Raw genomic sequence first — 22,300 nt, 5'->3', positions numbered from 1 at the left:
ACAGTGATTGGCTGGCGTGGTGACAGTCGATGCAGAGCTTGGGCGGGCGCGGGCTGCCCGGTGGTGGGTGCGGGGGCGGCGGGTCGGGTCGATCAAGCGGGCTGCCGCGTTCGTCGACGACGTGGGGTTCGCGGCGTTGTTCCCGGCACCGCGCGCCGCCGTGCCGTCACTGTGGGAGGCGGTAGCCGGCGAGGACGAGCCGCCGTTCGGCGAAGGCATGGGGACGAACGAGCAGCGCGTCTGGACCTGGAAGGACGAGCTGCCACGCCAGGGACTCGCCTGGTACGGCGCTTATCTCGGCGGCCGAGGATCGTTCCTCGCACCGGATCTCCTCGCAGCGCTCTACCCGGCAGCCGGCCACCCCAGCGATCACGAGACGCTCGATCTCTCGCCCGCAGCCCACGAGATCGCCAAAGCGGTCGCCGCAGAGCCGTTGCCGAGCGCGACCGTCCGCGCACTGATCGGCGACCGCAGCCGCTACCAACGCGCGATCACCGAGCTCCAGCGCAACCTTCTCATCACCACGGCCGGCGTCCACGAGACCGCGTCCGGCTGGCCCGCCGCCCTGATCACTCTCACCTGCGACCAGTTCGAGGTAGGCGGCGGGCCCGACCACGCCCGAGCCACCGAGCGCTTCCTGAGCACGATGCTGCAGACGACGCCCGGCGAGCTCGGCCGTGCCTTCCGCTGGCCGGTGGCACAGGCGCGAGCTCACCTCAACGACTTGGCCGACGACGGCCGGGCGACGGTCGACGGCAACCGCTACCGATCGGTCTAGCGGATCTCGGCGAGGTCGAAGAGGTTGCCTTCGGGGTCGGCGAAGGTGATCCAGTGGGTGCCGAACTCGTCGTACTCGTCGAGGCGCTTGGCGCCCAGGCCGACGAGGCGGTCGATCTCGGCGGACCACTCGGCCGTGGCGAGGTCCAGGTGCAGGCGGTTCTTGCCGTTGCGGCCTTCGGGGACCTTGATGAACATCAGCGGTGTGGTGCTCCCGCCGGCCCGGCCGACGGTGGCGACGAACTCGTTTCCGTAGTCGTCGATCTCCTGCTCGAGGACGGCGGACCAGAAGGCGGCGAGGTCGCGCGGGTTGTCGCTGTCGATGGTGACCTGGGCGATGGAGACGGACATATTTCAGCCTTTCGGTGCGGGGATGCGCTGGATCGGCCAGCAGATTTCGGTTCGCCAGGCGGCCGGGTCGTCCACGTCGCCCGGACTGACGACGTACAGCTCCCGGATCGGTCCGGGTGCGACCTCGCAGTGTTCGGCGACGTGACTGCCGAGCGCGCCGTACGTGCGGTCGAAGTCGGTCAGGGGTCCGGCGTGTACGGCGATCGCGAAGAACCGACCGGGGAGGTCGACGAGCTCGACGCCGTCGGCCGGCTCCTGGTCGGGGGCGACCGGGAGGAACGCGACCACCTCGCCGGTGTCGTCGGTGAAGAACTCGTCGCTGTACGTCGCCCCGGACGTGGCGAAGATGCCACGCGCGGTGCCGACCTCGCCCAACTGTCGGAAGGTGCGCTCACACCAGGGCCCGATCAGCTCGCGCTCGACCTGGTCGCGGACGCCGTACGCGCGGAACGCAGGGATGAAGCGGTACTCCACGTCGAGCGCCGGCTGGCCCGGGGTGAGCATCTCGCGCAGCGAGGTGACGACCTCGCGGGTGTGGGCGAGCTCCTGCTCCATGCGCTCGAGGTGGGCGCGGAGGGTCTCCTCGCGCTCCGTGCCGTCGCTCGTCTCGACGAGCTGGCGGACCTCTGGGAGTGGCATGCGGAGCTCGCGGAGCCGGCGGATCAGGAGGGCGGTGTCGACCTGGGCGGTGTCATAGCGGCGGTAGCCGGACGACGAGTCGACGGAGGCGGGCGCCAGCAGCCCGATCTCGTGGTAGTGGTGCAGGGTCTTCACGCTCAGATGCGTCAGGCGGGAGAACTCGCCCACAGTCACGGTCGCCGTCATGCCCCTAACCTTCCACCCTCCGGTAGCCGGAGAGTCAACCAACACGACAGCCACCCGCCCGGAGACGGGTGGCTGCCGGGTGGAAGGTCAGCCGCGGTAGCGGCCGATGACCTTGGTGAAGTCCCAGGGTTGCTGGGGTACGCCGGAGCAGCTGTCGGCGGGGCCGCCGGTGCAGGGACGGTCGCGGTTGACAGACCAGAAGGTGAAGCGCGCCAGGTGGTGCTGCGACGCGTAGGACAGCATCGACTCGAAGTCCGACAGGTTGACCCGCTCGCCGGCGACGTCGGTGATGCCGTTCATCGAGGAGATGCCGATCTTCCGGTACGCCGCGTCGTCGCTCAGCCCGTACGCGTCCCGGACCCGGTTCTTCAGCCCGTCGGCAGCCTGCCGGGTCAGCGTGGCCATGTTCGTCGTACCGCCGCCGAAGTTGAACGGCATGATGACCCAGCCGTCCAGGTTCAGCCCGGACGCCGCACCGCGACGGATCAGGTCCTGGCCGTCGCCGTCCGGCCCGGTGGTCGACGTGCCGAAGGTGAGGTACGTCGCGATCCCCGGGTTGTTCTGCTCGACGATCTTCAGCGCGTCGATCACCCGCTGCCGGACGGTCGCGTTGGTGAACTCGCCCGCCTCGATGTCCACGTCGAACGCCTTCAGCGACAGCGCGTTGATCACCTTCTGGTACGCCGCCGCCAGCTCACCGGCACTGCCGCAGCTTTGGCCGAGCTTGTTCCCGGACCAGCCGCCGACCGACACGACGACGTCTCCGCCGTTCGCGCGGATCGCGTTGATCGCCTGCTGGTCGACGCCACCGGTCAGCGGCCGCTGGCCGTCCCACATCGGGTTGCAGTACCCATTGGACAGGATGAACGCCATCGTGAACCACTTGACCCCGGTCGCATTCATCACGGTCGCCGGGTTCGGCGGACTGCCCCAACCCTGATAGAGGTACGGCGCCGCCGCCATCGGAGCGCCGCCAGTCGGCGGCGGACCGTCGTCGGCCGCCGGGACGTTCCACTTCTGGTTCGCCGCGCCGGTGCAGGTCCACAACTGCAGCGGGGTCGCGTTCGCCGAGTTGTTGCCGGTGACATCAAGACACTTGTTCGCCTGCGGATTCACCAGGTCACGCCCGGACGTGTACGTCCACTGCTGCGCGCCACTCCCGTTGCAGGTCCACAGCTGGACCCGAGCGCCGTTCGCAGTAGAGCCACCGCTCACGTCCAAGCACTTGCCCAGGGCCCGAATCGTCCCATCGGACGAACGCGTCCACGACTGCGCAGCGGTCCCGTTGCAGTCATACAGCTGTACGACGGTCCCGTCCGCACTGTTGGCACCGGCAACATCAGCGCACTTGCCGGCCAGCCCGGTGATTGTGCCGGTCGCCGCCTGAGCCGGGGACGAAACAACCAGCAAGCCGGCCCCGAGCATCACGGATGCGGCGACTGCCGCCACCCGGCGCATCAGACGGTCCACTTCTGGTTGGCGGCGCCAGTGCAGGTCCAAATCTGCAGCGGCGTCGCGTTCGCGGAGTTGTTGCCGGTCACATCAAGACACTTGTTCGCCTGTGGATTCACCAGATCTCTTCCGCTCGTATAGGTCCATTGCTGAGCACCACTGCCGTTGCACGTCCACAGCTGAACGCGAGCGCCGTCGGCGACCGACCCACCGCTCACGTCCAGACACTTGCCGAGAGCCCGGATCGTCCCGTCACCAGGCCGAGTCCACTGCTGGGCCGTCGTACCGTTGCAGTCATAGAGCTGTACGGCGGTCCCGTCCGCATTGTTGGCCCCGGCGACGTCGATGCACTTCCCGGCCAGCCCGGTGATCGCCGTACCCGTGCCGCCGCCGCTCTGCGAACCCGTCCACGTGAACGTCGCGGACGTCTTGGTCGGCAGCGTGTAGATGAACGACTGCGATCCCCAGTTCACCCGCACCGACTGCGAGCTCCCGGTGGTGTTGAACGCGATCAGCGCCTTCGACCCGTCCGGGTTCTTCCAGGCCACGTTCTTCACCGAGTTGTTGGCGTTCGACTCGACCCGGACCCCGCCCGGCTTCACGAACTTCGTCAGGTGGCCCATCGTGTAGTACTCGACGGTCTTGTCCACCTGGCCCGCGCGGCTGCCGCCACGCTGCACCGTCACCAGACCGGTGCACACGTTGCAGCCGGCGCCGACGTACGGGAGATGGTTCTGGTCGAGGGCGAGGCTCCACTTCACCCAGGACTTGCTCCAGTTCCGGGTGTAGTCGATCAGGTTGTTCATGTCCTCGACCTGCTGGTTCGCGATCCAGGTCCCGCCGGAGTGCTCGGTCATGTAGTGGTTCACGGCCGGGTACTGGTTGTGCACCTGGGTCTGCAGGTTCACGTCACCGCCGTACCCGTGCCAGGCGATGCCGCCGAACAGCGGGTCGTTGCGCAGCGCGGCGTCGGCCAGCGGCGCCGAGCCGAGGTCGTTGTAGTTGCCCCAGTTGTAGTCCAGGATCATCACCTTGGTGGTGAGGCCGGCCGCCCGGAACGCGGGGATCAGGTGGTTCTTGGTGAACTCGAGCAGGCCGGAGCCGTTCCAGTTCATCGACGCGTAGCCGGTGTCGTCGGTGCCGCAGCAGGTCGGCTCGTTCTGCACCGAGACGTAGTCGATGTGGTTGCCCTGGGCCTCGTTCTGCTGGACGTACTTGACGAAGTACTGGGCGTACATCGGGTAGTACTCCCACTTCAGCCAGCCGCGGTTGGTGAACTTGTTGTTGTCCTTCATCCAGGCCGGCGAGCTCCACGGCGCGCCCTTCACCTTCAGCGCCGGGTTGAGCTGCCGCGCCTTCTTGGTCAGCGGCACCACGTCCGCCAGGTCGTGGTTGATGCTGAAGTCGTTCAGGTCGCAGCAGGTGTCGTCGTAGGAGTAGTTGAAGCGGGCCAGGTCGGAGGCGCCCATCGGGTTGCGGACGAAGGCGAGGCCGATCCCGTTGACCGGGTCGAACAGGTCGCGCATCACCTGGTCGCGGGTGGCCGCGGTGATCGTGTTGCTGCTGTTCAGCAGCCAGGCAGCGCTGTCGGTGAACGACGCGCCGCCGCCTTCGAAGGACTGGTACGTCGTGTTCTCGTTGACCGTGATGGTCTGGTTCGCGGTGCCACCGGCCGGGCCGAAGTTGACCGGCGTCTGCTGCTGCAGGCCGCGGGTGACGTTGCGGCCGGCCGAGTCGTTCGTGGTGGTCAGCCAGATGTTCACCTGCTCACCGGCGGCCTGCGCGGGTGGCGGATTTCCGACACTGAGGACGGCGCCGACGCACGCAGCGGCAACCGCGGCCGGCAGGAGGCGTCGTCGCCACAGCTGGGCACGACGAAGTGTCCCGTTCGCGGGCATGGGGCGGTTCTCCCTTGGCTAGAAGGGTTTCGGGGGTTCCGGCGTCTGCCCGCGCCGCAACAGGTGGTCAGCAAGAGGTAACCATCCGTATATAGGTGTGTCAACGGCAGACCCGAACTTTTTTCACGTCTTTTATTTAGTCCCGACCTTGACGTGAAAGCGTTCTCACAGCAAGATCCCGGCCGAGCCCTGTCTCCCGACCGCCCCCGCGAGAAATGAGGCATCATGAAGCGTTCCCGCATCACGGCGCTCGTCGCGATCGGCGCCGCATTGGTCGGCGCCGCACTGCTCCAGTCCCCCGCCAACGCCGATCCCCAGGCGGCCGCCGCACCGACGGCGACCATCTGGGAGGACAACTTCGACGGTCCCGCCGGCCAGGCGCCCGACCAGTCGAAGTGGCGCTACGACATCGGCGGCTCCGGCTGGGGCAACAACGAACGCCAGTACTACACCAACAGCACCCGCAACTCCGCGCTCGACGGCAACGGCAACCTGGTCATCACCGCGCGCCGCGAGAGCGGCGGGCACCAGTGCCACTACGGCACCTGCGAGTACACGTCGGCCCGGCTGCTCACCGCGCAGACCTTCACCCAGACCTACGGCCGGTTCGAGGCCCGGATCAAGATCCCCAGGACCCAAGGGATCTGGCCGGCGTTCTGGATGCTCGGCGGCGGCAACTGGCCGAACGACGGCGAGATCGACATCATGGAGAACATCGGCCGCGAGCCCGCGACCGTGCACGGCACGATCCACGGACCGGGCTACGCCGGCGCCGGCGGGATCGGGGCCGCGTACAACCATCCGAACGGGTGGGCGTTCGCCGACGACTTCCACACCTTCCGGGTCGACTGGGAGCCGAACTCGATCAAGTGGTTCGTGGACGGCGTCCAGTACCAGCAACGGACGCCGGCCGACCTCAACGGCAACGCCTGGGTCTTCAACCACCCGTTCTTCATGATCATGAACGTCGCGGTCGGCGGGAACTGGCCCGGCTACCCCGACGGTACGACGGTCCTGCCGCAGACGATGACGATCGACTACGTCCGCGTCTCCACCATCGGCAGCAGCTCAGGCGGCACACCGATCACCGGCCTGGCCGGCAAGTGCGTCGACGTCGCCGCCGCCAACACCGCGGACGGTACGCCGGTCCAACTGTACGACTGCAACGGCACCAACGCCCAGCAGTGGAGCCGTCCCGGTGACGGCACGATCCGCGCGCTGGGCAAGTGCCTCGACGTCAACGCCGGATCCGTTGCCGACGGCGCCAAAGTCCAGCTCTGGACCTGCAACGGGACCGGTGCCCAGCAATGGGTCTACACGTCCGGCCGGGACCTGGTGAACCCACAGGCGAACAAGTGCCTCGATGTCACCGGCAACAACTCGGCCAACGCAACTCCTTTGCAGACCTGGACCTGCTCCGGAGCAGCCAACCAGAAGTGGAACGTCTAGCTACGCGCCGGCACAACGCCGCCATCGCGTAGCAATCGGAGAACCGGCAGGGTCGCGGCGCCCAAAGCGACCGCGTCCCTGCCGAGTTCACACAGCTCGATCGACACCTGCGAGTACGGCTGCCGCAACGCGTGCTGACCAACAGCCGCCCGCAGGTCGTCCAGGTACCGCTCCCCCAGCAACAGTCCGGCCCATCCGCCGAGCACGATCCGCTCCGGGTTGACCAGGTTCACGAGATTCGCGACGCCCGCGGCCAGGTACCCGACTGTCGCGTCCACGATCGTTGCCGCGACTTCCGACGTACCGACGGCGTCGAGCAGCTCGACGAGAGCCGCCTCCTCATCGGTCGCCGACACGGTTCCACCGGCCTCGCGGTATCGCTCGAGGACAGCCTCGGCGCCGGCGTAGGCCTCCAGGCAGCCAAGCGCTCCACACCGGCACTGGCGACCGCCGTACGCGATCGTCATGTGGCCCCATTCTCCTGCACTGCTGCGGGTTCCGCGATAACTGGAGCCGTCGGCAACCAACGCCGCGCCGACCCCCGAACCGATCAGAGCGACCACGGCATCGGTCGCTCCACGGCCGGCGCCGAACCACATCTCGGCCTGGCCCAGCATGTTCGCGCCGTTGTCCACCTGGATCGGAATCTCGGTGCTCTCGGCAATCATCTCCCGCAGCGGTACGGCGTCCCAGCCGAGCGTCTGCGCATCGACGACGGCGTTGCCCTCGACCACGCCGGCGACCCCGACTCCGACCCCGAGGATCAGGTCGGACCGGACGCCGGACGAGGCGATGACCGTCGAAAGCCCTTCCAGGACGTGCTTCACGACCACCGCGGGCTGCGGTGCGTCGATCGGGTACTCGGCACTCGCCAGCACGTTCATCGCGAGATCGAACAGCTCGACCTTCACCCGGGTCTCGCCGACCTCAGCGCCCACGACGTACCGGAACGTTGGTGAGACCCGCAGCAGCACACGCGGGCGGCCGCCTTCGGAGTCGACCGATCCGGCTTCCTCGACGACGCCCTCGGCGATCAGCTCGCTGACCAGGTTGCTCACGCTCGCGGCGCTCAGCGACGTGCGCAGGCCCAGCTCGTGCCGGCTGAGCGGACCCTCCCGGTAGATGGTGGTCAGCAGCGCCGACCGGTTGGACCGCCGCATGTCGCGCACAGTGGTCCGCCGTACATCCATGCCGTCTACCCCTACCTGGTCCGGCCTCAGGCAGGCCGCTCACGCGAAGTTCATCACGCCACACCGGTAGCCCGGAAGACGGCCTTCATGCAGGTCGTGAACTAAGACCTGATTCGTTACCGTCCCGTGATTGACGGTTGCCGCCCCCTCGGATTCACTCTACGGAACCGCTTCCGAAACCGGTTCCGGCCGACCAGGCCGGGGCCGCACCCGCCCGAGGGGAGCAGTGCCTTGTCGATCACCATCGCCGATGTCGCAGCGCGTGCCGGCGTCAGCAAGACGACGGTTTCGCGCGTCCTCAACGGCAAAGGTGAGCTCGACCTGCGCACCGCCGAGCGGGTCCGCCAGGTGATTGCCGAGCTCGGCTACGTGCCGAGCGCCCGCGCGGTCGGCCTGGCCCGCGGCCGGACCCGGATCGTCGGCATGCTCGTCCCCTCGCTGACCTGGCCATGGATGGGCGAGGTCCTGCAGGGCGCCGTCGATGTGGTCGAGAGCGAGGGCTACGGGCTGCTGCTGTTCACCTTCAACCGGGGTGAGGAGTCGATGCACCAGTTCGCCTCCCAGGTCTCGGCCCAGTCGTTCGACGGCCTGCTGGTGATAGAGCCCGAAGGCACGCTCACCTACATCGAGCAACTCCATGCGCGCGGCCTGCCCGTCGTACTGATCGACGATCGGGCCAAGCGGCCGCAGTTCCCGTCCGTCGCCACCACCAACCGGGCCGGGGGCGAGTCGGCCGCCCGGCACCTGCTCGAGCTCGGCCGGCAGCGGCCGCTGGTGATCACCGGTGTCGAGCGGTTCGGCTGCACGCACGAACGCCTGGACGGCTTCCGCGACACCTACGCCGAAGCCGGGATCGAGCTCGACCAGAGGCTCGTGTTCGAAGGCGACTTCACCCACGAGAGCGGCCGCCGCGGCGTCCAGCACGCCCTCGACCAGAAACTCGAGTTCGACGCGATCTTCGCCCACAACGACCTGTCCGCCGGCGGCGCCATCCAGGCCGTCCGGGAGGCCGGGCGGAACGTGCCGGACGACGTCTCGGTGGTCGGGTTCGACGACATCCCGTACGCCGAGCACACCGAGCCCCCGCTGACCACGGTGCATCAGCCGATGCGCCAGATGGGCCAGGCGGCGGCCCGGATGCTGATGGGGTACTTCGGCGGCACTCCGCTGCCCGAGGACCCGCAAGTGCTGCCGACCACGCTGGTGGTCCGCAGCTCAACCGCCCCGAAGAAGTCACCGTCGAGATCGCCGAAACCCGCCCCGAGACACCGGCGTTCCTGAGACTCCGGCGGCGGGGCAGCTGCCCCTGTCCCGCCGCCGGCGAACCCCTGAGATCGATCCGTTAAGGCGTTCGCTCTTCCCATGAGAGCGTTCTCACGCCACGATGCACTCGCTCACGCGGCTCAGGCGTGAGCAATCCGCCAACAGATGCACAGGAGGAACCGATGCGAGCACGACGCACAGTCGCGCTGGCCCTGACGGGCCTGCTCGCGGCAGCCACATTGGCTGCCTGTAGTAGCGGGGACGGGAGCACCACGACGAGCGGATCCGGCAGCGCCGCCACGGTGCTGAACGTCGGGATGCCGAACGGCCCGCAGACCGAGAACCACAACCCGTTCCTCGGCTCCTCCTCGGGTGCCTCGCTGGGGTACCGGTGGATGATCTTCGAGCCGCTGGTGATGGTCAACGGCATCAAGCCGACCGAGCCGGGCAAGCCCTGGCTGGCCACCGAGTGGAAGTGGGCCGACAACTTCACCAAGCTGTCGCTGACCATCCGCGACGGCGTGAAGTTCTCCGACGGCAAGCCGATGACGGCCGACGACGTCGCGTACTCGTTCCAGCTCCGCAAGGACAACGAGGGGCTGAACCAGGACGCCATCCCGTACGGCGCTATCACCGCGTCCGGCAACAAGGTCGACCTGACCTTCACCCGGTCCCAGTTCGTCAACCAGAACAAGATCCTGACCGTGTTCGTGGTGCCGAAGCACCAGTGGTCGACGCTCAAGGACCCGAGCCAGGACACGCTGAAGAGCCCGGTCGGCACCGGCCCGTACACGGTGAAGTCGTTCACCCCGCAGACGACCACGCTGTCCGTCCGCGACTCGTACTGGCAGGACCTGCCGAAGGTGAAGGAGCTGCGGTACACGTCGTACAACGACAACAACGCGCAGACCACCGCGCTGGCCAACGGCGCGTCGGAGTGGAGCTTCGTCTTCGTCCCGAACGTGAAGGCCGTCTACCAGGACAAGGACCCCGAGCACCACAAGCTGTGGTTCCCGGCGAACCTGGGCATCCACGGCCTGTGGATCAACACCACCCGCAAGCCCTTCGACAACCCGGCGCTGCGGCGGGCGATGGACAAGGTGATCAACCGCGACGACATCTTCATGCAGGGCGAGGCCGGCTACTTCTACCCGAAGGTCGAGTCGATCACCGGCATCCCGACCCCGGCCGGTGAATCGTTCATCGCGCCGGAGTTCAAGGACAAGTTGCACTCCGTCGACGTCGAGGGCGCCAAGAAGGAGCTCGCCGACGCCGGCTTCAAGCTCGAGGGCGACGTGCTCAAGGACCCGACCGGCAAGCCGGTCACGATCACGCTGACCGACCCGGCCGGCTGGTCCGACTACATCACCGACCTCGAGATCATCAAGGACAACCTGTCCACGATCGGCATCAAGGCGACCGTCGACAAGGCCAACCAGGACGCCTGGTTCAAGGCGTTCGACGAGGGCAACTTCGACGCCGGGATGCACTGGACCAACGGCGGCGCGACGCCGTACGACATCTACCAGAACATCATGGACGGCAAGATCCTGAAGCCGGTCGGCAAGGGCGGGGTGAGCGGCAACTACGGCCGGTTCAGCAGCCCGGAGGCGACCAAGGCGCTGGACCAGTACGCCAACGCCACCGACGACGCGACCAGGACCGCGGCGCTGAACACGCTGCAGAAGATCATGGTCGAGCAGATGCCGGTCGTGCCGACCTCGGCCTCGAACGTCGGCGGTCTCTACAGCACCAAGAACTGGGAGGGCTGGCCGGACGAGCAGAACCAGTACGCGCCTGCTCAGCCGACCCAGCAGAACGCGCTGCAGATCGTCCTGAACCTGAAGCCCGCCGGCGCCCAGTGACCGCCGTACCGCGGCGCCGGGATGTCCCCCGGCGCCGCGGTACCACGATTGGAGTCCCATGACGGTTACCGACACCGAGGTGGTCCTCGAGGCTCAAGGCCTCACCAAGCACTTCCCGGTACGGCGGGGAGTCCGCGACCTGCTCACCAAGGAGCGCAAGGTCGTGCACGCGGTCGACGACATCCGGCTCACGCTGCGCCGGGGCCGGGTCACCGCGCTGGTCGGCGAGTCCGGTTCGGGCAAGTCGACCGTCGCCCGCCTGCTCGCCCAGCTGTACGGACGGACGGCGGGAGACATCCGCCTGCACGGCGAGACCGTCACGGTGAAGGGCGGCCGCAAGTTCCGCGCGTACTGCCGCCGGGTGCAGATGATCTTCCAGGACCCGTTCGCGTCACTGAACCCGACGCACACCGTGCGGTACCACCTGACCCGTTCGCTGAAGATCCACGGCCGGGCTGGTGAATCGGCCGCCGAGCTCGAGCAGAACCTGCGCGACCTGCTGCTCCGGGTGCAACTCACTCCCCCGGAGCGCTACCTGGACAAGTTCCCGCACGAACTGTCCGGCGGTCAGCGTCAGCGGGTGTCGATCGCCCGCGCGCTCGGCGCCGACCCGGAGGCGCTGCTCGCCGACGAGCCGGTGTCGATGCTCGACGTCTCGATCCGGCTCGGTGTGCTGAACCTGCTGCGCGACCTGAAGGAACGGCTGAACCTGGCCATCCTCTACATCACCCACGACATCGCGTCGGCCCGCTACTTCGCCGACGAGACGCTGGTGATGTACGCCGGCCGGATGGTCGAGGGCGGTGACTCCGAGACCGTCACGCAGAACCCGGCCCACCCATACACCCGGCTGCTGATCGAGAGCGCGCCGGACCCGGACCGGCTGGACCGGGTCGGCGATCTCCAGTCCGAGGAGGACCGTGGCAGCGGCGAACCGCCGAGCCTGATCGCTCCGCCGACCGGCTGCCGGTTCCACCCGCGCTGCGTGCACGCGATGCCGAAGTGCTCGACCGACCTTCCGCCCCGCTTCGACCTACCCACGAACCACGGTCACTGGGCCGCGTGCTGGCTGTACGAGGAAGGAGCGGCGAAGTGAAGTTCCTGCTGCAACGCGTCGCCTTCTACCTCTTCACCGCCTGGGCCGCGCTGACCATCAACTTCTTCATCCCGCGGATGATCCCCGGCGACCCGGTCACCTCGCTGATCAACAAGTTCCAGGGGCAGATGAGCACCGAGGCGATCAACTCGCTCTACGTGCTGTTCGGCCTCGACAAGGACGCCAGCCTGTGGAGCCAGTACGTCGACTACTGGGGCCAGGTGTTCCGCGGCGACCTCGGGTTGTCGTTCACCTTCTTCCCCACGCCGGTCTCGGAGATCCTCAGCCAGAGCCTGCCGTGGACGATCGCGCTGGTCGGGATCACGACGTTCGCGAGCTTCATGATCGGTACGTCGCTCGGCGTGCTGGCCGGCTGGCGCCGCGGCTCCTGGCTGGACGGGCTGTTGCCGGTGACAACTTTCCTGTCGTCGATCCCGTACTTCTGGCTCGGCCTGCTGGCGATCACCCTGCTGGCCGGCCCGGGCAGCATCTTCCCGTCGTCCGGCGGCTACGAGCCCGGCCTGGTGCCGTCCTGGAACGGCGAGTTCATCGGCAGCGCGATCCAGCACAGCCTGCTGCCGGCGGTCACCATCCTGATCTCCTCGGTCAGCGGCTGGATCCTGAGCATGCGGAACATGATGGTGACGGTCGCCTCCGAGGACTACATCACCGTCGCGCACGCCAAGGGCCTGCCCGAGCGCCGGGTGATGGTCAGCTACGCGGCCCGCAACGCGCTGCTGCCGAACGTCTCCGGCTTCGCGTTGTCGCTCGGCTTCATCGTCGGCGGCACGCTGCTGGTGGAAATCGTCTTCTCCTACCCGGGGATCGGCTACAACCTCTTCCAGGCGGTCGGCTCCAAGGACTACCCGCTGATGCAGGGCATCTTCCTGGTCATCACGCTGTCCGTCCTGGTCGCCAACCTGATGGCCGACATCGCCTACCTGCTGCTCGACCCGCGTACCCGGAAGGAGGGCTGAGATGTCCGCGCCAGCCAGCACCATCACCGCGGTGACGCCGGAAGGTCCCGAGGTCGCGGCCGCGCCGGCCAAGCGCCGCCGGCTGCGGTTCGTCGCCAACCCGAAGGCCGCGACCGGCCTGATCGTGCTCGCCTTCTTCTGCGTGATCGCGGTCATCGGGCCGTGGATCGCGCCGTACGACCCGTCTGCGCGCAGCAGCGACCTGATCCAGCCGCCGTCCGGCAAGCACTGGTTCGGTACGACGCACCTCGGCCAGGACATCTTCAGCCAGGTGCTCGTCGGCACCCGCGGCGTGATGTTCGTCGGCCTGCTGGCCGGCATCGTCGCGACCGCGCTGTCCGTGCTGATCGGGGTCAGCGCCGGCTTCCTCGGCGGCGCGGCGGACGAGAGCCTGTCGGCGTTGTCGAACGTCTTCCTGGTCATCCCGGCGCTGCCGCTGATCATCATCGTCGCCTCGACCATCCCCAGTGCCGGCGACCTGATGGTTGCCCTCGTCATCGGCCTCACCTCGTGGGCCTGGGGCGCGCGGGTGTTGCGGGCACAGACGCTGTCGTTGCGGCGGCGCGACTACGTCGAGGCCGCGCGGGCGACCGGTGAGAGCACCTGGCGGATCATCACCGCCGAGATCATGCCGAACCTGACCGCGATCATCGCCTCCGGCTTCGTCGGTACGGTGATCTTCGCGGTGATGTCCGAGATCACCCTGGCGTTCATCGGCATCTCGACCATCTCCGAGTGGAACTGGGGCACGATCCTGTTCTGGGCGCAGAGCCAGCAGGCGCTGGCCCAGGGCGCCTGGTGGTGGTTCGTCCCGGCCGGTCTCGCGATCGCGATCCTCGGCACGGCACTGTCGCTGATCAACTTCGGCATCGACGAGTTCGTCAGCCCGCGGTTGCGGAGCAGCGGGCACACCAAGGTCAAGACGAAGGACGGTCACTCGGTCCGGATGCGGGTCGGCTTCACCCCGGTCCTCGGGTCCAGGGCCGGCGCTGCGACTCCTGTGGTACGGCGTAAGAAGGAGGCCGCATGAAGGAGCCGGTGCTCGAGATCAAGGACTTCTGCGTCGACTACGGTCTCGGCGACCAGGCCGTCCAGGCGGTCCGCGACGTCACGCTGACCCTGCATCGCGGTGAGGTCCTCGGGCTCGCGGGCGAGAGCGGCAGCGGGAAGTCGACGCTCGCGTACGGCGTGACGCGGCTGCTCCCGCCGCCTGGAGTGATCAGCGGCGGCTCGGTCGTGTACCACCCGCCGAGCGGTGACTCGTACGACGTGATGGCGCTGACGGACCCGGAGTTGCGGGCATTCCGATGGGCCGAGACGTCGATCGTGTTCCAGGGCGCGATGAACTCGCTCAACCCCGTGCACAAGGTCTCGACCCAGATGCTCGACGTCATCAAGGCGCACGAACCCGGGTTGAGCCCGCAGGCACGGACCGCCCGGGCCGCCCAGATGCTGAAACTGGTCGGGATCTCGGCGGACCGGATGGACGCCTATCCGCACCAACTGTCCGGCGGAATGCGGCAGCGGGTGATGATCGGGATGGCGCTCGTCCTGGAACCGCAGATCGTCATCATGGACGAGCCGACCACCGCGCTCGACGTGGTGATGCAGCGGCAGATCCTCGCCCAGTTGGTCGAGCTGCGTGAGCGGCTCGGGTTCTCCGTCCTGTTCATCACGCACGACCTGTCGCTGCTGGTGGAGTTCTCGGACCGGATCGCGATCATGTACGGCGGCCGGATCGTCGAGGAGGCGCGGTCTGCGGATCTGTACAAGGACTCGCTGCATCCGTACAGCGAGGGGTTGCTGAAGTCGTTCCCGGCGTTGCGTGGACCGCGGCGGGAGCTGGCCGGGATTCCGGGATCGCCGCCCGACCTGCGCGGGATGCCGTCCGGCTGCTCGTTCCATCCGCGGTGCCCGCACGCGTTCGACCGGTGCTCGGCCGAGATCCCGGTGCTCGGGATTCCGTCCGCCCGCAACGATCCCAGCCGGTCCGTCGCCTGCTGGCTCCCTGGCCGCGTACCTACCTCCTGAAAGGTTCTCTATGAGCGAGCGAAGCGAGTTCATCAGAAGGCACAGTGCACCTCGTGCTTCATCCGCGCCCGCAGCGAAGCGAGGACGCGGATGAGCACAACTTCTGTCTCGGGGGACGCCGAGCTGATCGCGGGGCTGCCGGCCGGATTCCGGTGGGGTGTCGCGACGTCGGCGTACCAGATCGAGGGCGCCGTCGCCGTTGACGGGCGGACGCCGTCCATCTGGGACACCTACTGCCGGGTGCCGGGTGCGATCGACAACGGCGACACCGGCGACATCGCCTGCGACCACTACCACCGGATGCCGGCCGACGTGGCGATGATCAAGGACCTCGGCCTGGACACCTACCGGTTCTCGGTGGCGTGGCCGCGGGTCCAGCCGCACGGGAAGGGCCCGGTCAACCTGGCCGGCATCGACTTCTACGACCGGCTCGTCGACGAACTGCTTGCCCAGGGCATCGACCCGTGGGTGACCCTGTACCACTGGGACCTGCCGCAGGACCTGGAGGACGCCGGCGGTTGGCCGGTGCGCGACACGGCGTACCGGTTCGCCGACTACGCGATGCTGGTCTTCGACGCGTTGAGCGATCGCGTCGACACGTGGACCACGCTCAACGAGCCGTGGTGCTCGGCGATGCTGGGTTACGCGTACGGCGCTCATGCGCCGGGTCGGCGTGAGTACCCGGCGGCGTTGGCCGCCGTACATCATCTGCTGCTCGGGCACGGTCTGGCGACGACTCGGATGCGGGAGGCGTCTCCGCGGAGGTTGGACATCGGGATCACGTTGAACGTGGCGACGGCGTACCCGGCCTCGGATGCGCGGCCCGACGTCGACGCGGCTCGGCGGGCGGATGGGATAGGGCGGCGCCTCTATCTCGATCCGCTGGTGTTCGGGCGGTATCCCGCCGATGTGGTTGCGGATCTTGCTGCTGAGGGGGTCGCGCTGCCGGTCGTCGATGGCGATCTCGAGGTGATCTCGGCGCCGATCGACGTACTCGGGGTGAACTACTACTTCAGCCAGAAGTTCACCGGGTTCGGTGAGGACGGGCGGACTGTCGATGACGACGGGCGGCCGGTGAGTCGCACTGTCCCGCTGAACAAGCCGCGCACTGCGATGGACTGGGAGATCGTGCCGGAGGGCTTCACCGATCTGCTGGTCGGGATCGCCCGGGACTACCCGGGGCTGCCGATGGTCATCACCGAGAACGGATCCGCCTTCGAGGACCACCCCGACTCGACCGGCTTCGTCGACGACACCGACCGGGTCGCCTACTTCACCTCCCACCTGGCCGCCGTCGCCGCCGCGATCCAGCAGGGCGCAGACATCCGCGGTTACCTCGCCTGGTCCCTGATGGACAACTTCGAATGGGCCTACGGCTACGCAAAACGCTTCGGCATCGTCCGCGTCGACTACGAAACCCAAACCCGAACCCCCAAATCCAGCGCGTTGTACCTGAAGCGGCTCGCCGAGACGCACCGGGGACAGTAGGGCTACGGACCGCCAGGCCATCACAATCACACCGTTCGCCCGCCCGCGCGCCTGAACCGGACCGAGTCCGGCAATTGTGATGGCCCAGCGGTCCGTCTGCCTGGCTTTGGCGGCCGGGCGGCGGAAGTGTGGAGAAATCGTGGAGATCGGGCCTCCATTCGGTCTCCAAGTATTGGGTGCGGTCCTGTCGCAGAGTCGTTGTATCGACGATGGGGGCGGGAATGTACGACGTGGTGGTTGTGGGGGCGCGGTGTGCGGGCGCGGCGACGGGGATGTTGCTGGGGCGGATGGGGTATCGCGTGGTGATGGTGGACAAGGCGCGGATGCCGAGTGACACCTTGTCGACGCATGGTCTGCTTCGGGGCGGGGTGGTCCAGCTGTCCCGCTGGGGACTGCTCGATTCCGTCCTGGCGAGTGGTGCGCCGCCGGTGACGAAGGTGCGGTTCGAGCTTCCAGGTGAGACCAAGGTACGGCGGATCAAGCCGCGCGTCGGCGTGGACATCCTCGTCGCGCCCCGTCGGCAGATCCTGGACAGCCTGCTCGCCGATGCCGCTGTGGACTCAGGCGCGGAGCTCCGAACGGGCGTGACCGCGACCGGTCTGTTGCGAGCGCGCGACGGACGAGTCACCGGCATCGTCGGCCGCGACCGGAACGGCGATCGCGTCGAACTGTCCGCCCGCGTTGTCGTCGGCGCAGACGGTCGCCGCTCACGAATGGCGGAGTTCGTTCAAGCCAGGACGCTGGAGCACTACACCTCGCCGTGCGCGGTCTACTTCACCTACGTGACCGGACTGGCGCCGGACACCTACGAGTTCCATGTCGCGCCGGACGCGTTCGCCGGTGTGTTCCCGACGCACAACGGCGAGGCCTGCGTCTGGCTGATCCGGCCGACTCCACTTCTCGACCCGATCCGTACGGCGGGCTCCCGCCGTACGGCGGCCTTCGTCAGGCAACTCGAGCAACTGGTGCCGAGCCTCGGCACCCGGGTCCGCGCCGGTCGCATCACCGAACGACTGCGCGGAGCGGCCGACCTGCCGAACTATCTCCGCCAGTCGCACGGCCCCGGCTGGGCGCTCGTCGGCGACGCCGGCTACCACCGCGATCCGATCACCGGGCACGGGATCACCGACGCCTTCCGGGACGCCGAACTCCTCGCGACGGCCATCGACCAAGGCCTCCGCGACCCGTCCACCGAGCGCGCCGCGATGTCGTCGTACCAGGCGAATCGGACCGCGATGGCGCGTGAGGTGCTCGACCTGACGCGCGCACTGACCGCCTTCCCAGCACCGGAACGCTTCGTCGAGCTGCAGGTCCGGCTCAGCGACGCGCTCGAACGAGAGGCCGACCAACTGGCCTCGTTTCCCGGCCACCAGGCCGTCACCTCAGCAGCTTGAGAGGACAAGAATCATGACCACCACGACAGAGAACCGCCGCAACGGCGTCGACACCGCGACCTTGTTCGCCACCCTCGACGCGGTCAAGGCACAGCCCGAGCTCGCCCGGTTCCAGTTCCGCGCCACGAACAAGTGGATCAGCGGCACCCACAACCGCGGCACGATCAGCGGGTTCTACGGCGCCGGGCAGGAGCACAGCCACGCGAGCGCCTTCACCTTCGACGCCGACCACCCGCCGGTGCTGGTCGGTGGCGACAACGGCCCGACCCCGGCCGAGCATCTCCTGCACGCGTTGGCCGCCTGCCTCACCAGCGGGCTGGCGAACATCGCCGCCGCTCGCGGCATCGACCTCGAGGAGGTCACCTCGACGGTCGAGGGCGACATCAACCTGCTCGGCATCCTCGGGCTCGACCCCGAGGTCCGCAACGGGTACGAGGCGATCCGGGTCGTCTTCCACGTCAAGGGCGACGAGGCGGCGGAGAAGCTGGCCGCCCTGGTCGATCAGTCGCGCCGGCGCTCCGCGGTGTACGACGTGATCACGCACGGCGTCCCGGTGTCAATCGACGTGGCGACCGCCTAGCTCGGCACTGCCCGGAACACCGAGTCGGCAGGCTCCGTCGCAACCCCGGAGCCGGCCAGCAAATCGCGCACCCCCGGGGTGATCCACAACGACCCCGGGGGAGCCTCGTCGGCCAGGCCGATCGCGACCTGTACGCCGTACGCGTCCAGCTCGATCGCATCGCGCGGGACCTCGGCGATCGCGACGCCGAGCGTGTCGGCAGGATGCAAGAGGGCGAGTCCGGCGCGCACAGCGGTGGCAGGACCGTCGAACAACACGACTGCTCGTGAGTCCGGCCCGGCGCACCGGCGCCCGCCGGCCGCGACCAGGCTCGAGACCAACTCACCGGCAGACGGCCCGGCGGGCGCGGTGACGGCGGTCAGCGCCACCGGCCGGCCGACCGTCTTCGGCAGGTCGGCGACGAACCGCTCGATCGGGTCGAGGATCTGGTCCGGGTTCCCGGAGACGAAGTGGTCGGCCCCCTCGAGCAGTTCCAGTCGCGCGCCGGGAATCCGGTCGGCGATGAAACGAGCGCCGCCGACATCGATCAGGGCGTCGCCGACCCGGTGCAGCACGAGGGTCGGGACGCGGACCGCGGGGAGCGCGTCCCGGACATCGACGAGCGAGTTCATGTCCAGTAGCGCCCGCACGGTGGACGGTGTCGCGGACGCTCGCATGCGCTGTGCCCACCACCGCTGCATCGGTACGTCGGCCGACGGGCAGCGCAGTCGCATGTCCGCCTCCCAGTCCCACCCGTTCACGAGGTGATCGGTGTAGACCCGCCAGACTTCCTGGGGCTGCGCCCAGGGGTAGTCGGGCGCCGAGATCCGCTTGGCGTAGGCGCCGTACAGGACCAGCCCCGCGACCCGCTCGGGATGGGTCGCCGCGCACAGGATCGCCATCGGCCCGCCCTCGGAGTACCCGACGAGCACTGCCCGCTGCGACCCGACCGCGTCCATCACCGCGAGTACGTCGTGCATCCGCGTCTCGAGGTCCGGCAGGCCGGACGGCCGGTCCGACATCCCGGTGCCGCGCTTGTCGAACCGGATCAGCCGGCCCATCGACCCCAACCGGTGCAGGAAGTGGGCGTGCCGCGGATCGGCCCAGTCCAGTTCGAGGTGCGACACGAATCCGGAGATCAGCACGAGGTCGAGGTCGCCGCCGCCGGTCACCTGGTACGCGATGTGCAGGCCGTCGCTGACGGTGTAGCGGATCGGTTCGGCCGGCCGATCCGACGCTTCGACCGGCGCGACGAAGCGGTAGCCGCGACCGTGCAGGGTCCGGATCATCCGCTGGCTGTGGCCGTCGTCGCCGAGCGCGCGCCGTACCTGCTTGATCCGGCTGGTGACGGCCGTCTCGCTCACGAAACGGCCGCCCCAGACACCGTCCATCAGTTCCTCTTTTGCGACCACCCGGTCACGGTGCGAGACGAGGTAGGCGAGCACGTCGAACGCCTGCGGCTCCAGGGGCACCGGAACTCCACCCCGGCGCACCTCGAACAACACCGGGTCGAACTCCAGATCTCCCCCGAACCCAAGCACCACACCCCGACTATGCCCCCTTCTGAACCACTCGGGTAAGGGGCGCCGGGGTCAAGGTCTTGTGGGTTCTCAGGTACGACGCGAAGGTCTCGTGGTCGGTGTTGTTCCGGACCGGGTCCGTGGCGACCTTGAAGGCGGAGTAGCCGTCCGCGCCGATCACCGTGTAGACCAGCGCGGCGACCCGGTAGGTCCTGGCCGGATCGAGTACGGCGCCGTCGATCTTCACGTCGGCCGGGTCGACCCGGTCACCGACCGGGCGGCCGGCGTCGAAGGCGTAGCTGACGTTGCCTGAGACCGCGAGCGGCGCGAACTTCACCGTGCCGTTGGGCTGGGTCTGCCACTGCTGCTCGAGTACGGCGTCCAGTTGTGCACCGGTCAGGCTGACGGTCAGGACCGGGTTGCCGTAGCCGTACGCCTCCCACGACTCCCCCAGCAGCACCCGGCCGTCCCCGTCGCCCGGCTTGTTGCTGTTGGCAACCAGGAGGTCGCCGCGGAGTGCGGTCGACCCGGTGGCCGGCCTGGCTGCGATCAGGCCGAGGTCGGCGGGCCCGTCCTGGCGGGCGGTCCAGAGGTGTACGTCGGCCGCGAGATCGGCGAAGGTGCTCTCGCCGGCTGCGTTCGCCGTACGCGTGAAGTCGCCGGTGACCGTCGCGACGGGCTCGGCGTACTTGCGGTCGCCGGCCGCGGTCCAGTAGTCGACGATGCCCTGGATCTTCGGGTCGGGGGTGACGTCGCGGGTGACCGGGCGGTTGGTCGACGTGGTCCGGTCCCGCAGTACCTCGCCGGTCCGGCGGTCGAGCTGGACGTTGATCTCGTTGATCAGGCGGCCGTGGTTCGCGGCCTCGACGACCGGGCGCGGGTTGCCGGCCGGGTCCGGGATGCTGCAGTTGAACGCCGCGTGCCAGTGGCCGGTGACGATCGCGTCGATCTGCGGCGTCACCTTGCGGGCCAGGTCGATCGCGGGACCGCTCGGGTTGACGCAGTTGTCGTACGTCGCCGAGCCGTCGGTGCCGCCGTCGTGCATGTTGAGCACGATCGCCTTCACCCCGCGCCGGGTCAGCTCGGCCGCTGCCTTGTTCGCGGACTCGACCGGGTCGAGCGCCCTGAGCTCCGGCTGGTACGACGTGGAGCCGACCGGGGTGTCCGGGACGGTCAGGCCGATGAAGCCGACCGGGTACGAGCGGCCGTGGTCGCGGACCCAACGGATCGTGTACGGCGCGACGATCGTGCGGCCCTTGGCGTCGACGATGTTGGCCGACTGGAAGCTGAAGTCGGCGCCGTGGAAGCGGCGGCCGGTCGAGTCCGTGAAGCAGCTGTCCACGCCGACCGTGCCGAAGCACTTGCCCTTCGCCATGTGGTCGACCAGGAAGCTCCTCGACACGTCGAGCTCGTGGTTGCCGACGCTGGAGAACTCGACGCCGAGCGCGTTCAGCACCTCGACGGTCGGCTCGTCCGCGTGCGCGTCCACCTCGAACGGCCACCCGGAGAAGCTGTCTCCGTCGGCGAAGAAGATCGAGTTGCGGTGTCCGGCGCGGATGCTCTTCAGGTGGGTCGCCAGGTACGCTGCTCCGCCGACAACCTGGGCCTTCCCGTCCGGACCGGCAATCGTCCCGCCGTCAGCGGGCGACGGCGGCCGCAGGTACCCGTGGAAGTCGGTGATCGATACCAGCTGCACCGGCACCGGGTCGGTTTGAGCGGGGCTGGCGCCCGCTGGGGCCAGTGCTGCGGCCGGTGGACTGACGCCGGCGACGAGGACCGCGGCGATCGTGGCGGCCAGGGTGCGGGGGCGGATTCTGCGCACAAATGTCTCCTCAACTGTCCGAACAAGCACATTCCGACAAGATGAGACTGGCGCAGAATGAACAACATGTCACCACCACACGGCGAGTCGCCAAACCCCGTAAGAATCTGACACCCGCCCGTTCGAGGGGATAACCCCTTCGCTTGTGGGTTCTCCCCTCGCAGACGAGAGGAGAACCCACAACTCGAACGGATATCCCTCCGAAGGTCAAGCCCCGATGCGCAACGCTGCCCATTCCGGGCCGAAGGGTCTCCCACGCCCCCGGAGCCCCGCCGGCCACGGCCCGCACCAAGCTGGCAGTTGTGGTCGCCCACCGCGGACGACGTTGCGTGGAGGGCCGGGA

The 22,300-nt window shown here is 68.3% G+C and carries 18 protein-coding genes; 11 read left to right on the top strand and 7 right to left on the bottom strand.

What is annotated here, in order from left to right:
- Positions 1 to 19: 19 nt before the first annotated feature.
- Complete coding sequence (locus ACIBGM_RS34650) at positions 20 to 778, top strand: hypothetical protein (protein ID WP_396387934.1); 759 nt, start codon at positions 20 to 22, stop codon at positions 776 to 778.
- On the opposite strand, the gene ACIBGM_RS34645 is transcribed toward ACIBGM_RS34650, so the two are convergent.
- From ACIBGM_RS34645 to ACIBGM_RS34630, 4 genes are all read right to left on the bottom strand, one after another.
- Positions 775 to 1,128, bottom strand: coding sequence for a VOC family protein (locus ACIBGM_RS34645; RefSeq protein ID WP_396387933.1), 354 nt, complete (start codon positions 1,126 to 1,128; stop codon positions 775 to 777). The two genes, ACIBGM_RS34650 and ACIBGM_RS34645, sit on opposite strands and share 4 nt — an antisense overlap.
- A 3-nt stretch (positions 1,129 to 1,131) precedes the next feature.
- Positions 1,132 to 1,953, bottom strand: a complete 822-nt coding sequence (locus ACIBGM_RS34640) for a MerR family transcriptional regulator (RefSeq protein ID WP_396387932.1) — start codon at positions 1,951 to 1,953, stop codon at positions 1,132 to 1,134.
- A gap of 87 nt (positions 1,954 to 2,040) precedes the next feature.
- Positions 2,041 to 3,411, bottom strand: a complete 1,371-nt coding sequence (locus ACIBGM_RS34635; protein ID WP_396387931.1) for a ricin-type beta-trefoil lectin domain protein — start codon at positions 3,409 to 3,411, stop codon at positions 2,041 to 2,043.
- On the bottom strand, positions 3,411 to 5,303 hold the full coding sequence (locus ACIBGM_RS34630) for a ricin-type beta-trefoil lectin domain protein (RefSeq protein WP_360535264.1): 1,893 nt from the start codon (positions 5,301 to 5,303) through the stop codon (positions 3,411 to 3,413). The genes ACIBGM_RS34635 and ACIBGM_RS34630 overlap by 1 nt, the downstream gene beginning before the upstream one ends.
- 225 nt (positions 5,304 to 5,528) lie before the next feature.
- Here ACIBGM_RS34630 and ACIBGM_RS34625 point away from each other — a divergent pair, with 225 nt between their 5' ends.
- Entirely contained in the window at positions 5,529 to 6,752 is a 1,224-nt protein-coding gene (locus tag ACIBGM_RS34625; RefSeq protein ID WP_396387930.1) for a ricin-type beta-trefoil lectin domain protein, read from the top strand.
- Here ACIBGM_RS34625 and ACIBGM_RS34620 read toward each other — a convergent pair.
- The gene (locus tag ACIBGM_RS34620; RefSeq protein ID WP_396387929.1) at positions 6,749 to 7,942 is read right to left on the bottom strand and encodes an ROK family protein; all 1,194 of its coding nucleotides are present in this window, start codon (positions 7,940 to 7,942) and stop codon (positions 6,749 to 6,751) included. The two genes, ACIBGM_RS34625 and ACIBGM_RS34620, sit on opposite strands and share 4 nt — an antisense overlap.
- 231 nt (positions 7,943 to 8,173) lie before the next feature.
- Here ACIBGM_RS34620 and ACIBGM_RS34615 point away from each other — a divergent pair, with 231 nt between their 5' ends.
- From ACIBGM_RS34615 to ACIBGM_RS34575, 9 genes are all read left to right on the top strand, one after another.
- Positions 8,174 to 9,223: a LacI family DNA-binding transcriptional regulator gene (locus ACIBGM_RS34615; protein ID WP_360535258.1), complete on the top strand. Its 1,050-nt coding sequence runs from the start codon at positions 8,174 to 8,176 to the stop codon at positions 9,221 to 9,223.
- Between the two features lie 164 nt (positions 9,224 to 9,387).
- Positions 9,388 to 11,070: an ABC transporter substrate-binding protein gene (locus tag ACIBGM_RS34610; RefSeq protein ID WP_396387928.1), complete on the top strand. Its 1,683-nt coding sequence runs from the start codon at positions 9,388 to 9,390 to the stop codon at positions 11,068 to 11,070.
- A 58-nt stretch (positions 11,071 to 11,128) separates the two neighbouring features.
- Positions 11,129 to 12,166 carry an ABC transporter ATP-binding protein gene (locus ACIBGM_RS34605; RefSeq protein ID WP_396387927.1) on the top strand — a complete coding sequence of 346 codons (1,038 nt, stop codon included), beginning with the start codon at positions 11,129 to 11,131 and terminating at the stop codon, positions 12,164 to 12,166.
- Positions 12,163 to 13,143 carry an ABC transporter permease gene (locus tag ACIBGM_RS34600; protein WP_360538645.1) on the top strand — a complete coding sequence of 327 codons (981 nt, stop codon included), beginning with the start codon at positions 12,163 to 12,165 and terminating at the stop codon, positions 13,141 to 13,143. The genes ACIBGM_RS34605 and ACIBGM_RS34600 overlap by 4 nt, the downstream gene beginning before the upstream one ends.
- Before the next feature lies 1 nt (position 13,144).
- Entirely contained in the window at positions 13,145 to 14,173 is a 1,029-nt protein-coding gene (locus ACIBGM_RS34595) for an ABC transporter permease (protein ID WP_396387926.1), read from the top strand.
- A complete protein-coding gene (locus ACIBGM_RS34590) occupies positions 14,170 to 15,174 on the top strand; it encodes an ABC transporter ATP-binding protein (protein ID WP_360538640.1) in 1,005 nt (334 codons plus the stop codon). The genes ACIBGM_RS34595 and ACIBGM_RS34590 overlap by 4 nt, the downstream gene beginning before the upstream one ends.
- Before the next feature lie 90 nt (positions 15,175 to 15,264).
- Positions 15,265 to 16,662, top strand: coding sequence for a GH1 family beta-glucosidase (locus ACIBGM_RS34585; RefSeq protein WP_396387925.1), 1,398 nt, complete (start codon positions 15,265 to 15,267; stop codon positions 16,660 to 16,662).
- 221 nt (positions 16,663 to 16,883) lie between these two features.
- Complete coding sequence (locus ACIBGM_RS34580) at positions 16,884 to 18,056, top strand: NAD(P)/FAD-dependent oxidoreductase (protein WP_396387923.1); 1,173 nt, start codon at positions 16,884 to 16,886, stop codon at positions 18,054 to 18,056.
- Positions 18,057 to 18,069: 13 nt separating this feature from the next.
- On the top strand, positions 18,070 to 18,636 hold the full coding sequence (locus ACIBGM_RS34575; protein WP_396387922.1) for an OsmC family protein: 567 nt from the start codon (positions 18,070 to 18,072) through the stop codon (positions 18,634 to 18,636).
- On the opposite strand, the gene ACIBGM_RS34570 is transcribed toward ACIBGM_RS34575, so the two are convergent.
- Both ACIBGM_RS34570 and ACIBGM_RS34565 read right to left on the bottom strand, forming a co-directional pair.
- Entirely contained in the window at positions 18,633 to 20,159 is a 1,527-nt protein-coding gene (locus ACIBGM_RS34570; RefSeq protein ID WP_396387921.1) for an alpha/beta fold hydrolase, read from the bottom strand. The two genes, ACIBGM_RS34575 and ACIBGM_RS34570, sit on opposite strands and share 4 nt — an antisense overlap.
- A 7-nt stretch (positions 20,160 to 20,166) precedes the next feature.
- On the bottom strand, positions 20,167 to 21,957 hold the full coding sequence (locus ACIBGM_RS34565; protein ID WP_396387920.1) for a bifunctional metallophosphatase/5'-nucleotidase: 1,791 nt from the start codon (positions 21,955 to 21,957) through the stop codon (positions 20,167 to 20,169).
- Positions 21,958 to 22,300: the final 343 nt, after the last annotated feature.

The organism is Kribbella sp. NPDC050470, from assembly GCF_044458365.1.
In the GTDB taxonomy this organism is placed as follows: domain Bacteria; phylum Actinomycetota; class Actinomycetes; order Propionibacteriales; family Kribbellaceae; genus Kribbella.
Note: the sequence above shows the minus strand (reverse complement) of the source record. Positions and strands in the feature narration are given on the sequence as shown.

Coding starts and splice junctions, on each gene's coding strand:
- ACIBGM_RS34595 (WP_396387926.1), top strand. CDS start 13,145: ATGTCCGCGCCAGCCAGCACCATCACCGCGGTGACGCCGGAAGGTCCC.
- ACIBGM_RS34630 (WP_360535264.1), bottom strand. CDS start 5,303: ATGCCCGCGAACGGGACACTTCGTCGTGCCCAGCTGTGGCGACGACGC.
- ACIBGM_RS34640 (WP_396387932.1), bottom strand. CDS start 1,953: ATGACGGCGACCGTGACTGTGGGCGAGTTCTCCCGCCTGACGCATCTG.
- ACIBGM_RS34575 (WP_396387922.1), top strand. CDS start 18,070: ATGACCACCACGACAGAGAACCGCCGCAACGGCGTCGACACCGCGACC.
- ACIBGM_RS34645 (WP_396387933.1), bottom strand. CDS start 1,128: ATGTCCGTCTCCATCGCCCAGGTCACCATCGACAGCGACAACCCGCGC.
- ACIBGM_RS34585 (WP_396387925.1), top strand. CDS start 15,265: ATGAGCACAACTTCTGTCTCGGGGGACGCCGAGCTGATCGCGGGGCTG.
- ACIBGM_RS34580 (WP_396387923.1), top strand. CDS start 16,884: ATGTACGACGTGGTGGTTGTGGGGGCGCGGTGTGCGGGCGCGGCGACG.
- ACIBGM_RS34620 (WP_396387929.1), bottom strand. CDS start 7,942: ATGGATGTACGGCGGACCACTGTGCGCGACATGCGGCGGTCCAACCGG.
- ACIBGM_RS34625 (WP_396387930.1), top strand. CDS start 5,529: ATGAAGCGTTCCCGCATCACGGCGCTCGTCGCGATCGGCGCCGCATTG.
- ACIBGM_RS34610 (WP_396387928.1), top strand. CDS start 9,388: ATGCGAGCACGACGCACAGTCGCGCTGGCCCTGACGGGCCTGCTCGCG.
- ACIBGM_RS34605 (WP_396387927.1), top strand. CDS start 11,129: ATGACGGTTACCGACACCGAGGTGGTCCTCGAGGCTCAAGGCCTCACC.
- ACIBGM_RS34590 (WP_360538640.1), top strand. CDS start 14,170: ATGAAGGAGCCGGTGCTCGAGATCAAGGACTTCTGCGTCGACTACGGT.
- ACIBGM_RS34635 (WP_396387931.1), bottom strand. CDS start 3,411: ATGCGCCGGGTGGCGGCAGTCGCCGCATCCGTGATGCTCGGGGCCGGC.